The 12,197-nt window shown below is 65.2% G+C and carries 11 protein-coding genes; 6 read left to right on the top strand and 5 right to left on the bottom strand.

The features are described 5' to 3' along the window. A complete protein-coding gene (locus tag ACYVJH_RS09815; RefSeq protein ID WP_460454464.1) occupies positions 1-1,182 on the top strand; it encodes a putative peptide maturation dehydrogenase in 1,182 nt (393 codons plus the stop codon). Here the strand turns inward: ACYVJH_RS09815 and ACYVJH_RS09810 are convergent. From ACYVJH_RS09810 to ACYVJH_RS09795, 4 genes are all read right to left on the bottom strand, one after another. Beyond that, positions 1,179-1,598, bottom strand: a complete 420-nt coding sequence (locus tag ACYVJH_RS09810) for a GFA family protein (RefSeq protein WP_460454463.1) — start codon at positions 1,596-1,598, stop codon at positions 1,179-1,181. The genes ACYVJH_RS09815 and ACYVJH_RS09810 overlap by 4 nt on opposite strands. A gap of 24 nt (positions 1,599-1,622) precedes the next feature. Further along, positions 1,623-3,137 carry a YifB family Mg chelatase-like AAA ATPase gene (locus ACYVJH_RS09805; RefSeq protein WP_460454462.1) on the bottom strand — a complete coding sequence of 505 codons (1,515 nt, stop codon included), beginning with the start codon at positions 3,135-3,137 and terminating at the stop codon, positions 1,623-1,625. 18 nt (positions 3,138-3,155) lie between these two features. Continuing rightward, complete coding sequence (gene ubiK / locus ACYVJH_RS09800; protein ID WP_460454461.1) at positions 3,156-3,422, bottom strand: ubiquinone biosynthesis accessory factor UbiK; 267 nt, start codon at positions 3,420-3,422, stop codon at positions 3,156-3,158. A 91-nt stretch (positions 3,423-3,513) separates the two neighbouring features. Beyond that, entirely contained in the window at positions 3,514-3,993 is a 480-nt protein-coding gene (locus ACYVJH_RS09795) for a hypothetical protein (RefSeq protein ID WP_460454460.1), read from the bottom strand. Positions 3,994-4,161: 168 nt separating this feature from the next. On the opposite strand from ACYVJH_RS09795, the gene ACYVJH_RS09790 reads away from it, so the two are divergent. Together ACYVJH_RS09790 and ACYVJH_RS09785 are read left to right on the top strand one after the other, a co-directional pair. Further along, positions 4,162-9,018, top strand: a complete 4,857-nt coding sequence (locus ACYVJH_RS09790; protein WP_460454459.1) for an RHS repeat domain-containing protein — start codon at positions 4,162-4,164, stop codon at positions 9,016-9,018. A 15-nt stretch (positions 9,019-9,033) separates the two neighbouring features. Further along, on the top strand, positions 9,034-9,432 hold the full coding sequence (locus tag ACYVJH_RS09785) for a DUF4279 domain-containing protein (protein WP_460454458.1): 399 nt from the start codon (positions 9,034-9,036) through the stop codon (positions 9,430-9,432). 250 nt (positions 9,433-9,682) lie between these two features. On the opposite strand, the gene ubiK (ACYVJH_RS09780) is transcribed toward ACYVJH_RS09785, so the two are convergent. Beyond that, positions 9,683-9,949: a ubiquinone biosynthesis accessory factor UbiK gene (gene ubiK / locus ACYVJH_RS09780; protein ID WP_460454457.1), complete on the bottom strand. Its 267-nt coding sequence runs from the start codon at positions 9,947-9,949 to the stop codon at positions 9,683-9,685. 179 nt (positions 9,950-10,128) lie between these two features. Here ubiK (ACYVJH_RS09780) and ACYVJH_RS09775 point away from each other — a divergent pair, with 179 nt between their 5' ends. The 3 genes from ACYVJH_RS09775 to ACYVJH_RS09765 all read left to right on the top strand — a co-directional run bounded on the left by ACYVJH_RS09775 (position 10,129) and on the right by ACYVJH_RS09765 (position 12,185). Then, positions 10,129-11,415, top strand: coding sequence for an ammonium transporter (locus tag ACYVJH_RS09775; protein ID WP_460454456.1), 1,287 nt, complete (start codon positions 10,129-10,131; stop codon positions 11,413-11,415). 20 nt (positions 11,416-11,435) lie between these two features. Beyond that, complete coding sequence (locus tag ACYVJH_RS09770; RefSeq protein WP_034224894.1) at positions 11,436-11,774, top strand: P-II family nitrogen regulator; 339 nt, start codon at positions 11,436-11,438, stop codon at positions 11,772-11,774. A gap of 81 nt (positions 11,775-11,855) precedes the next feature. Further along, positions 11,856-12,185: a LysM peptidoglycan-binding domain-containing protein gene (locus tag ACYVJH_RS09765; protein ID WP_460454455.1), complete on the top strand. Its 330-nt coding sequence runs from the start codon at positions 11,856-11,858 to the stop codon at positions 12,183-12,185. The last annotated feature ends 12 nt before the right edge of the window (positions 12,186-12,197 follow it).

Genomic DNA, 12,197 nt, shown 5'->3' with positions numbered 1-12,197 from the left:
ATGTTGTTGCGTCGTTGCCAGCACCTGTTCGTCGAGCTGGACCAGGAGCCGCGCTTCGTTTTCGGGACCCTGCTCACCGGCGGCGACGGCCTGGACCGCACGCCGCGCTGGCTGGCCTACGCGGCCCATCTGGACGAGCCCGTGCCGGTGGACCTGGACCAGCTGGCGCTGCTGCAGGCGGTGTCGCGCGACGACTGGGCCGAGGCCGGCGCCCTGCACCAGGCCCACGGCGAGGCGGCGGTGCAGGCCTTGCTGGCGCAGGGCCTGCTGGTTTCCGACGCCGACGCGCATGCCGGCTGGCGCGACCGCGACCAGGCCACCCGCGACATCGCCTGGTGGACCCCGGCGCTGATGGCGCAGGCCCACGGCGGCTGGCGCGACCTGGACATCCAGGCCCGCGGCGAACAGGGCCTGATGCTGAGCAGCCAGCAGATGGTGGACGCCTTCGGCGCCGCGCCCGAACCCGACTACCGGCGCGCGCCCGAGGCGACGCCGCTGGCGCTGCCGGTGGCCGAAGCCAGCGACTTCGACGCGCTGCTGCAGCGCCGCCGCACCTGCCGCAACTTCGACGCCAACGCGACGCTGGCGCAGGACGACTTTTCCACCATGCTGCGCCGCGTCTGGGGCGCTCTGGGCACGCGCACCCTGGCGCCCGGCGCCGTGGCGGTGAAAAAGACCAGCCCGGCCGGCGGTGGCCTGCACGCGGTGGAAGCCTACGTGCTGGTGCGGCGGGTCGAGGGTCTGGCGCCCGGCCTGTACCACTACCTGTCCATGCGCCATGCGCTCGAGCCGCTGCAGGCGCTTTCGCCCCAGGACGCCGCGGCCCTGGCGCACCGCTTCGTCGCCGGCCAGGACTGGTTCGAGGACGTGCCGGTGATGGTGGTGATGACGGCGCGCTTCGACCGCCTGTTCTGGAAATACCGCCGCCACGCCAAGGCCTGGCGCGTGGTGCACCTGGACGTGGGGCATCTGTCGCAGACCATGTACCTCTCGGCCACCGAGCGCGGGCTGGGCTGTTTCGTCACCGCCGCCATCAACGACCGCGCGGTGGACGAGGCCCTGCGGCTAAGGCCTCTGCGTGAGGCGGCGATTGCCCTGGTCGGTTTCGGCCCGCGTGCGGCCGAGATGCGCACGATGGAACTGGACCAGTTCGACCCGGTCGAACTGGACCGCGAGGCCTAGCCCGGCGCCGGCTTGCGCGGCAGCCCGTCGTCGGCCGTGGGCAGCCAGGCGGCGTGGGTGTCGTAATACACGTGCACCTGCGGCTCGCGGTCGAGCGGGGTGTCGAAGTTGCTGCGCACGATGTGCAGTTCGCCGGCCCATTTCTGCGAGCGGAAGAACAGGGTGCTGCCGCAGCGCGAGCAGAAGCCGCGTTCGGCGCCGGGGCTGGATTCGTACCAGGTGAGCCGGCGGTCGGGGTCGTGGATCCGGACCTGCGGGGCCTCGAAGCCGACCCAGGTGACCACGCCGGCGCCGTGGGCGCGCTGGCACAGGGTGCAGTGGCAGTGGGCCATCCATTTCGAAGGCAACTGCGCGCTGAAGCGCAGGTCGCCGCAGAGGCAATGGCCTGAGGCAGTGTTCGCGGGAGCAGTGTCCATGGGTCCTCCTGCGTCGATGCTAGCTCAGGCTGGCGGGCCGGCGCGATCAAGCAGGCGGTAGCCGATGGCTTCGGCGACGTGTTCGGTGCGAATGGCGTCTTCGCCGGCAAGGTCGGCCAGGGTTCTGGCTACGCGTTGGATACGGTGCAAGGCGCGGGCGGAAAGTTGCAGCTGATCAATGGCGCGTTCCAGCAGGCGTCGGTCGCGTGGGTGCAGTACGCAGTCGCGGTCGGTGCCGGCCTGGTCGAGGCGTGCGTTGGGTACGCGACCGCGTTCGATTTGCCGCACGCGTGCCGCCAGTACCCGCTTCCGAACGACGGCCGTGGGCTCACCGGGAGGCTGGTCCGGGCGCAGCTGGGCGGGCGGCAGCCGCGGTACCGCCAGCTGGAGATCAATGCGATCGAGCAGCGGACCGGAAAGTCTGGCGCGGTAGCGGGTCACCGACTCGGCGCTGCATCCGCAGCGGCCGCTGGGGTCGCCGGCCCAGCCGCAGGGGCAGGGGTTCATGGCGGCGACGAGTTGGAAGCTCGCCGGGAACTCACTTTGACGCGCCGCGCGCGACACCACCACCCTGCCGGACTCCATCGGCTGGCGCAGCGTCTCCAGCGCCTGCCGCGACCACTCGGCCAGCTCGTCCAGGAATAGCACCCCGTTGTGTGCCAGCGATACTTCGCCTGGGCGCGGGTTGCTGCCGCCACCGACCAGCGCCACGGCGCTCGCCAGATGATGCGGGCTGCGATAGGGGCGCTGCCGCCAGCGCGAGAGATCCAGGCCCAGGCCGCTGACGGAGTGGATCGCGGCCGTTTCCAAGGCCTCGTTCTCGTCCGGGTCCGGCAGCAGACCGGGCAGTCGCGACGCCAGTAGTGTCTTGCCACAGCCGGGCGGGCCGATTAACAGCAGCGCATGTCCGCCCGCCGCCGCGACTTCCAGTGCGCGCCGTGCAGTCTGCTGGCCGCGAACATCGGCCAGGTCGGGATATCGCGGCGCGACCAGCTCTAGGTCATTGGTGTTGGCAAGCGGCAGCGTGGCCTCGCCGCGAAGGTGTGCGCAAACCTCCAGCAGTGTTCGGGCGACGTAGGCGCGGCCGCGGCTTGCCAGCGCGGCTTCGGCGCCGTTTCCGACGGGCACCACAAGTGCTCTCCCTTCGCGCGCGGCTGCCAGCGCCGCGGGAAGCACACCATCGACGGGCTTGAGTTCACCGGTCAGTGCCAGTTCGCCCAGCAGTTCGACTTCGCCCAGCGCTTGCACGGGCAACTGACCGCTGGCGGCCAGCAGCCCCAGTGCGATCGCCAGGTCGTAACGTCCGCCTTCCTTCGGCAGATCGGCCGGCGCCAGGTTCACGGTGATTCGTCGCTGCGGGAACTCGAATTGCGCATTGCATATCGCCGAACGCACCCGCTCACGACTTTCCCTCACCGCGGTGGCAGGCATGCCGACAAGGGTGAAGTTCGGCAAACCGCCGCCCAGGTGCGCCTCGACCCGCACCGCGGGCGCAAGCACGCCGACCCGGGCGCGGCTGTGCGCCAGCGCCAGGTTCATTGCAGGGGAAGGCGGGGGTTAGTGCGCGGTGCCGTCGGGCGCGCCGCCGCGGGCCTCGAGCTCGGCCAGCTTGCGCTCCAGCGCCTCAAGCTTCTCGCGGGTGCGCAGCAGCACGGCGCGCTGCACGTCGAACTCCTCGCGGGTCACCAGGTCCAGCCGGTTCAGGCCCGACTGCAGGGTGGCCTTGAAGTTCTGCTCCAGGTCGGCGCGTGCGTCCTTCAGGCCCGGGGGCACCAGCTCGCTCAGCTTGCGGGCCAGGTTGTCGATGTTCTTGAGGTCGATCATGGGTTTGCTCCGGTGGGGTGGGGCCACGATGCGCCTTGCCGGCGCCGGGGTCTGTCGGGGATTCCCCACGGGGCCCACAAGCCTTCGGCGGCTAATCGCTGACGACGATTTCCACCGGTGCCGATATGAGTTCGGCTTGCCCTGTTCTGCGATAGGCCACTTCCAACCGGTAGGTTCCCGGCGACTTGATCAGGTCGCCCAACTGCACGACGTGGAAGAAGTCCATGCCCTGCTCTCCCTCCAGAACCATCGTGCTCCCGCCGCGGGACCGCACCACTCCACGCATCGGTTCTTCTGCCTGAACCGGGCGAGTCATACGTGCGCCGTTGACTTCGGTAAGGCTCAGGGTTAGGCCACCTTCGGCGTCCCACCCGGGGCGACTGGGCAGGTTGATTGCCAGCGGCCCGGTATTGGTCAGACTAACCACGATTTCCGTGTCTCCCATGAGACGCGCTTTGGCGGGTGCAGTCACCGACAGTTCCAACCCATCACGCACCTGGGCTGAAGCCGGTCCCGGGAGCGCTGCCAAAGCCAGGCCGGCAATCAGGCTTATCAGGGCGAGAGGCTTCATCAGAAACTCCGTGGGCTGGGATGACCGAATCAACGCATGGCCACTGAGCGGTCGGCCATGGAGTTGGGGGCAATGTAACGAAATGTGATGGCACGCACACTTTCCCCTGGCCGGTCCCGACCCCGTGCCGACGTTGAACCCCTAGGACCCCGCTACCGAGTGCCTCGCATGCGCAAGCTATTTGCCTTTGCCCTGACCCTGATGCTCGCGGGAACCACCCATGCCCAGAGCGGCAAAGCCCCTTGGGAAGAGGTCGACAAGCGGATCAAGGCCAGTGAAAAGGTTGCCCCGTTGGGCAACAACGCTTTTGGCGACGAAGTCAGCCTGAGCAACGGCGCCCTTTCCTTTTCGGCAGTCGATGTCAGCATTCCCGGCAACAATGGCCTGCCCGTGGCCTTCGGCCGCTCCTACTCCGTGCGGGACCGCCGGTACTACACCACCGACGCCATGCTGGCGGACTGGGACATTCAGCTGCCCCAGATCAGCGGCGTGTTCGCCACCGATTGGCTGGCGGAAGGGGGCTCCACCAATCGCTGTTCCAGCCAGACGCCCCCTCCCATGCCAGCTGGCGGCTACCTGCTCTCCGACGTCTGGAGTGGCCTGAACCTGAACATCCCGGGGGTGGGTGGTGGCGAGTTGCTCAAGACCGAGTCAGCCACGACCAAGCCCTCGACGGGTGGTCCCTGGCTTTGGATCGCCGGCGAGCAGATCCATGTCTCGTGCCTGACCACCATCCAGAACGGCACGGGGCAGGGCTTCCTGGCCATCACCCCGGACGGCACGAAGTACTGGTTTGACTGGATGGCCCAGCACTATGAGCCGCCGCTGCGTCGGGCCACGCCGACCCAGGGCCTTCCCACGGGCGAAGTCCCTACCAACCGTCGCAAAAACGTCCTCTACGCTACCCGCATCGAGGACCGCTTCGGCAACTGGGTGCAGTTCAAGTACAGCAATGCCTGGAACCAGCCGGGACGCCTCAACGCCGGCACCTCGCAGCCGGCCATCACCAGCAGCGACGGCCGCACTCTCAGCGTTACGTATAACGCCAGCGGCCACATCGCCACCGTCAGCGACGGCTCGCGCACGTGGAGCTACACCTACGGCAGCCTCAGCTCAGGGCGCAAGACCCTTACCCAGGTCACCTTGCCGGACAACTCCGCCTGGAATATCGCGTTTGGTTCGTTCACGACAGCTGAGATCCAGTACACAGAGGCGTTTGCGCCGGGCGAGACCTATCGCACGTGCACCGTGCTGGAAATTCCCCTCAACTACGCAAGCGAGCCAGTCGGAACAATTACGCACCCCGCTGGTGCGATCGGCACGTTCACTGTCAACATCAAGGAGCACGGGCGCAGCAAGGTGACGCTCAACTGCGGCAATGTCACCACGCAGAACGACCCCAATGACGACGCGAACCTTTTCGCTATTTCGTATCACGCCTTCACGCTCAAATCGAAGCAAGTCTCAGGGCCAGCGTTGGCGACGGCCACATGGAACTACGCCTATACCTCGGGCAAGAGCGTCCACCGCTACCCGGGCACCACGTTCATGAACCCTGTCTGTGTTCCCTGGCACAGCGGCATGAATGTCCCCTATTACAACTGTTGGGATCCGCCGTGCGACGAGGTCCAGTGTGCTGGATCAAGCACCACCGTGGTTACCGGTCCCAACAACGAATGGTCGCGTTATACGTACGGCAATACCTTCCGATTCGACGAGGGCAAGCTCAAGACAGTGGAGGTTGGCGTTGGCGAAGTCGTAACGGGAAATGCCATCCGCACCACGCTCAACGAATACGACCTTGATTTCGCCGCGGCAGCGCCGTATCCCACCCGCTTCGGCACAGGAATGCAGGTCAACTATGCGAGCTTCCCATCCGAGTACCATCGTCCGCTGATTACGCGGACTATCACCCAGCAGGGTGAAAACTTCGTATGGGCGGCGACTGACTTCGACGCGCTGGCTCGGCCGACGGAGGAGTACCGCGCCAGCACCTTGGGGCAGGCAAGGACTGATCGGACAACCTACTACGACCACGCCGGCAAGTGGGTCATGGGCCAGGTTGCCAACACCCGAAACGTCGAAACCGGTGTTTATACGTCGCGCACGGGATTCAATACCAGCAGCTTGCTGCCGACGCACTTCTATACGCCAGGAACTACAACGACCAACGGGCTGCTCGTCCAAACGCTCACCTACAACTCGGACGGGACTGTAGCTTCGGTCAAAGACGGAAATAACAACACTACCGCGCTGAGCAACTGGTATCGCGGCATCCCGAGGACCGTCACCTTCCCAGGCAGCGTCACGCAAACGGCCACCGTCAACGCGCATGGCTTCGTCACCAGCGTCAAGGACGAGCTCAACAACACGACCACCTACGGCCATGACGCGCTGGGCCGGATGACCAGCCTGACCCACCCGACGGGCGACACCGTCAGCTGGGCGCCCACCACCATCGCTTACGCCAAGGTGGCCTCCACTGAATACGGCATACCGGCTGGCCATTGGCGACAGACCGTCACACGGGGCAACTATCGCAAGATCATCTACTTCGACGCGCTGTGGCGGCCCGTCATTGAGCGGGAGTACGACAACGCAGCCGTTACGGCCACCCAGCGATTCCTGGGTTGGAAGTACGACCACGAAGGCCGGGTCAGCTTTGCCGGCTATCCGCGCAGTACCGCTACTTCGATCGCTTCTTTTGGCACCACCGGTACGTCCACCCTCTATGACGCGCTCGGTCGCCCCACCAGCGTCAGCCAGACGGCCGATGGCGGGCCTGCTGTCACGCTCTATGAGTACCAGTCCAACTTCGTCACCAAAGTCCGCAATCCGCTAAACGTCGATACGTTGACCAGCTTCCAGGCCTTCGACACACCGACGACGGGCTCGCCGCTGACCATAACCGCAGCCGTCGGCAAGCCGGAGCAGCAGATAACCAGGATTGACCGGGACGTTCTGGGCAAGCCGGAATCAGTCGAGCGCGAGGGAGTCTACGGGGGTGCAACACTGTCTCTGACACGATCCTATGTCTATGACATCCACCAGCGCCTTTGTAAGCGCATCGAACCCGAGACTGGCGCAACACTGGTCGAGTACGACGGGGCCCAGAATATTGCCTGGACTGCAGAAGGCAGCGCCCTGACGACCTCAGCCTGCAACCGCGGCTCAGTGCCCACCAGCGAGCGCATCCTGCGTAGCTACGACAGCCGCAACCGCCTGACCCTGGTCGACTACCCGGACAGCACGCCGGACGTGGCCACGACCTACACCGCCGACGGAAAGGTGGCCACCATCAGCCGGGCCCCGACCCTCTTGACCTATAGCTACAACAAGCGCGGTCTACTGACCTTTGAACGCTTGGAATATGGAAGCATCAACTGGCTTACCAGCCATAGCTACGACACCCTGGGTAACCTGGCTGCCTCCACCTACCCAAGCGGCATCCAGGTGCCGTATGCACCCAACGCGCTGGGCCAGGCCACCCAGGCCGGCCCCTATGCCACCGGGGCGACGTATCACCCCAACGGAGCCCTGGCTGGCTTTACCTACGGCAATGGCATCGTGCACACGATGACCCAGAACCTGCGCCAGCTGCCCGAGCGCAGCAAGGATGCGCTAGGCACCAACGTGATCCTGGACGACTCCTACGACTACGACTTGAACGGCAACGTCGCCGGCATCAGCGACGCCCTATCGGGTCAACCCGGCAACCGCACCATGACCTATGACGCGCTCGACCGCCTGGTCGGCGTGGTTGCCGGTACGGCCCAAGGCGGAAACGGCACCTTCGCCTACGACCCACTGGACAACCTGCGGGTGCTCGACCAGGGCAGCCGCAAGTTCCGCTACGTCTACGACGCGAACAACCGCCTGGACGAGATCCGGTCGCCCGGCGGCACCCTGTTGCACAGCTTCACTTACGATGCCCGCGGCAACACCATCAACAAGGACGGTGGCGGCCTTGTCTTCGACCGGGAGAACCGGCTGACCAGCTCGCAGATCCCCACTGCCACCAGCTACGTCTACGACGGCCTGGGCCGCCGGGTCCGGGAGTTCATGGGTGCCTCGACCTACTTCTACTACGGCCAGGGCGGCAAGCTGCTGTACACCAACGACCTCAAGACCAGCAATCGCACCGACCACATCTACCTGGCCGGCAGCCTGGTCGCCAACCGAAAGGTGCCGTTCGGAAGCAACCCCACAATCGAAGTGACCTACCAGCACACCGACGCCCTGGGCTCGCCGGTGGCGACGACTAACCAAAGCGGCACACTGCTGCCCCGCGAACGCATGACCGCCTGGGGCGAGCCGGCGGACGGGACGTGGAGCTATGGCCCGGGCTACACCGGGCACCAGATGGATGCGGCGTCGAAGTTGGTTTACATGCAGCAGCGCTACTATGATCCAGCGATTGGGAAGTTCCTGAGTGTAGATCCAGTCGAAGCGCACCCGGGGTCGGGGGCGAACTTTAATCGATACCGGTACGCGGCAAACAACCCTTATCGATTCACCGATCCTGATGGAAGACTGGAGAAGCTGAAGGAGGAGCCTCCCCCGCCGCCAGAAACCACGGTATTGCCGACTGTAGAGGTTACGGCATCAAAGCCTCCGAACAAGGCAACTAGCATTGCGCTTCCGGCGCCGTTGCCGGCGACCCCCAAGCCTGTGACATTGCCGAAGATAGAAGTCACGGTTTCGCCGCGTGCGGGACCTTTTCTGCTCATGTTGTTTTGGCCGTCCGAGCTTGGAGCGCCTGCCTGTGAGATGCCTGATAATCCGCCGTGCGGAATGATGATGTCAGGCGCTTTCCCTCCGGGCTTCTGGCCAGGAGACGCCGGCGCAGCCGAATGGGGAAAGAGAAACGGGGTCGGTGAAAAGGAGGGAAAGGATAAATTTCATCGGGGCGTGAAAGAACACACGCCGGGTGCGCGAGGTGATCATGACTTCGGTGTCAACCCCAAGACCGGTGAAGTTATTGATCAGAACGGCGAACCGGTCGGCAACTTAAATGACGAGTAACGGGGCAAAAAGGTAATGAATGAGAATTTCTGTTCAGTTTCTCTATATCTGTATGGTGCCGATATCTTGCATGACGAGGCAACTAAGTTGCTTGGGATAACGCCAACGCGGGTTCGGCGTCGTGGGGAGGTGCGAGTGACATCATCAGGGACCGATATTGTTCACAAGACTGGCTCTTGGGAGCACAGGGCGAGGGTTGATTACGGGGAGATCTCTTCGCACGCAGCCAGCCTTTTCAAGAACATTAAGTGTTCTACAGTAGTTGGATTTGCCGGAATTGAGAAAGCAGAGTTGGACGTGTTCGTGCCGTTGGGAACAGATGAGAATCAAGGTGGATTCGCCTTTGAAATGCGATCTGACTTTCTCAGCACACTGTCTGTGCTAGGCGTCGACTTAATAGTAACGGCGCGATAGCGAAAGCAGACTCGGGCGCGGTGGATGCAAAGGAAAGAGCTTTGTGACTGAGTCAACTGGGGATACTCAACCCAACACCCAGCTAAGCGACAGAGGTAGTCTTCAACCGTTCGTCATGCACAAGTGGTGGCAACTAGCTAAAGAGCCAGCGGTTCGCAAACTTGGCCGACCTTGCTTTGGCGATGGTTCGACTGATGCGCGGACCCGGGCTGAGTCATGAGCCCGTGGCACTTTATTGCGCGAGAGATAATTAGTGCGCGGTCCCGTCGGACACCCCACCCTGCGCTTCGAGCTCCGCCAGCTTCCGCTCCAGCGCCTCCAGCTTCTCCCGCGTCCGCAGCAGCACCGCCCGCTGCACGTCGAACTCCTCGCGGGTCACCAGGTCCAGCCGGTTCAGGCCCGACTGCAGGGTGGCCTTGAAGTTCTGCTCCAGGTCGGCACGCGCGTCCTTCAGGCCCGGGGGCACCAGCTCGCTCAGCTTGCGGGCCAGGTCGTCGATGTTCTTGAGGTCGATCATGGGGTCGCTCCGGTGGGGTGGGGCCACGATGCGCCTTGCCGGCGCCGGGGTCTGTCGGGGATTCCCCACGGGGCCCACAAGAATTCCACGCCCGGGCCGAGCAATCAATCGCCGCGTGGCGGGCATGGTTCAGGTGTTCGCGTCTGAATCCCCTTTCCACGTCCCCGGAGGCCCTGCCCATGGTTCCCCTGTTGCCGTTGCTGGCGCTCGCCAGCCCCACCCCGCCGCCCGTCGACTCGGGCGATACCGCCTGGATGCTCACCGCCACGGCCCTGGTGCTGTTCATGGTCATCCCCGGCCTGGCCCTGTTCTACGCCGGCATGGTGCGCTCCAAGAACATCCTGTCGGTGCTGATGCAGTGTTTTGCCATCACCGGCCTGATTTCGGTGCTTTGGGTGGTCTTTGGCTACAGCCTGGCCTTCGACACCACCGGCATGCAGGCCGGCACGGTGAACCTGGCCTCCTTCGTGGGCGGCTTCGACAACGCCTTCCTGAGGAACCTGGGCAAGGACAGCGTGGTCGGGGCCTTCCCGGAAAGCGTGTTCATCACCTTCCAGATGACCTTCGCCATCATCACCCCGGCCCTGATCGTCGGCGCCTTCGCCGAGCGCATGCGCTTTTCGGCGATGCTGGTGTTCATGGCGCTGTGGTTCACCCTGGTCTACGCGCCCATCGCCCACATGGTCTGGGCCGGCGACGGCGGCCTGATGTGGGACTGGGGCGTGCTCGACTTCGCCGGCGGCACCGTGGTGCACATCAATGCCGGCGTGGCCGGCCTGGTGGCGGCCCTGGTGCTGGGCAAGCGGCACGGCTACCCGGGCGCCGCGATGGCCCCGCACAACCTGGGCTACACCCTGGTCGGCGCGGCCATGCTGTGGGTGGGCTGGTTCGGCTTCAACGCCGGTTCGGCGGTGGCGGCCGATGAAACCGCCGGCATGGCCATGCTGGTCACCCAGGTGGCCACGGCCGCGGCGGCCCTGGGCTGGATGACGGTGGAATGGCTCACCCACGGCAAACCCAGCGCCCTGGGCATCGCCTCGGGCGTGGTGGCCGGCCTGGTGGCCATCACCCCGGCGGCCGGCACGGCCGGGCCGGTGGGCGCCCTGGTCATCGGCTTCAGCGCCAGCATCGTGTGCTTCTTCTGCGCCACCACGCTCAAGCGCCGGCTGGGCTATGACGACTCCCTGGACGTGTTCGGCGTGCACGCGGTCGGTGGCATCGTCGGCGCGCTGCTCACCGGCATCTTCGCGGCGCCGGCCCTGGGCGGCTTCGGCACGGTCACCGACATCCCGGCCCAGCTCTGGGTGCAGGCCAAGGGCGTGGGCTTCACCATCGCCTACACTACGGTGGTCACCTACGTGCTTCTGAAGCTGGTTGGCCTGGTCATCCGGCTGCGGGTGGACGAGGACCAGGAAGCCGAGGGCCTGGACCTCGCCCTGCACAACGAACGCGGTTACAACCTTTGAACTCCCCGGGAGATGCTTCGATGAAAATGGTCATGGCCATCATCAAACCCTTCAAGCTCGACGACGTGCGCGAGTCCCTGAGCGAAGTCGGCGTCTCGGGCGTCACGGTCACCGAGGTCAAGGGCTTCGGCCGCCAGAAGGGCCACACCGAGCTCTACCGGGGCGCCGAATACGTGGTCGACTTCCTGCCCAAGATCAAGCTCGAGGTCGCCGTCACCGACGACCAGGCCGATCGCGTGGTGGAAGCCATCCAGGCGGCGGCGAACACCGGCAAGGTCGGCGACGGCAAGATCTTCGTCTACGACCTCGACAAGGTGCTGCGCATCCGCACCGGCGAACTCGACGGCGACGCCCTGTAAGCCGGCGCAGCGAACGATTCAGCTTCATCGGCCCCTGAGGGCCTAGTGTGGCTCCCGGACACCCCAGTCCGGGAGACACCGATGACCACCCCCCCGAAAAAGCCCGATTTCTCCAGCGTCCAGTCCCGGGTCACCGGCAGCGAGGCCCCGCGGGCCGACTTCGGCAACGTCGCTTCCGGCGTCCGCTCGTCCGAACAGGCCATCGAAGGCGGTGGCGGCGGCAGCCAGGGCGTGCGCACGCACACCGTGGTCCGCGGCGACACGCTGTCCGGCATCGCGAAGCAGTACTACGGCAAGGCCGGCTCCTGGCCGATCCTCTTCGAAGCCAACCGCGACAAGCTCGACAACCCCGACCTGATCCATCCAGGCCAGATCCTGAAGATCCCGCCGCTTGCCAGCGGCAACGAGTGATCCCCCTTTGGA

The organism is Arenimonas aestuarii (assembly GCF_054781715.1).
This window is presented reverse-complemented; position numbering and strand designations above follow the sequence as displayed.

Bases quoted from the DNA above. Each gene is read 5' to 3' on its own strand.
- ACYVJH_RS09815 (WP_460454464.1), top strand. From the start codon at position 1: ATGTTGTTGCGTCGTTGCCAGCACCTGTTCGTCGAGCTGGACCAGGAG.
- ACYVJH_RS09810 (WP_460454463.1), bottom strand. From the start codon at position 1,598: ATGGACACTGCTCCCGCGAACACTGCCTCAGGCCATTGCCTCTGCGGC.
- ACYVJH_RS09805 (WP_460454462.1), bottom strand. From the start codon at position 3,137: ATGAACCTGGCGCTGGCGCACAGCCGCGCCCGGGTCGGCGTGCTTGCG.
- ubiK (WP_460454461.1), bottom strand. From the start codon at position 3,422: ATGATCGACCTCAAGAACATCGACAACCTGGCCCGCAAGCTGAGCGAG.
- ACYVJH_RS09795 (WP_460454460.1), bottom strand. From the start codon at position 3,993: ATGAAGCCTCTCGCCCTGATAAGCCTGATTGCCGGCCTGGCTTTGGCA.
- ACYVJH_RS09790 (WP_460454459.1), top strand. From the start codon at position 4,162: ATGCGCAAGCTATTTGCCTTTGCCCTGACCCTGATGCTCGCGGGAACC.
- ACYVJH_RS09785 (WP_460454458.1), top strand. From the start codon at position 9,034: ATGAATGAGAATTTCTGTTCAGTTTCTCTATATCTGTATGGTGCCGAT.
- ubiK (WP_460454457.1), bottom strand. From the start codon at position 9,949: ATGATCGACCTCAAGAACATCGACGACCTGGCCCGCAAGCTGAGCGAG.
- ACYVJH_RS09775 (WP_460454456.1), top strand. From the start codon at position 10,129: ATGGTTCCCCTGTTGCCGTTGCTGGCGCTCGCCAGCCCCACCCCGCCG.
- ACYVJH_RS09770 (WP_034224894.1), top strand. From the start codon at position 11,436: ATGAAAATGGTCATGGCCATCATCAAACCCTTCAAGCTCGACGACGTG.
- ACYVJH_RS09765 (WP_460454455.1), top strand. From the start codon at position 11,856: ATGACCACCCCCCCGAAAAAGCCCGATTTCTCCAGCGTCCAGTCCCGG.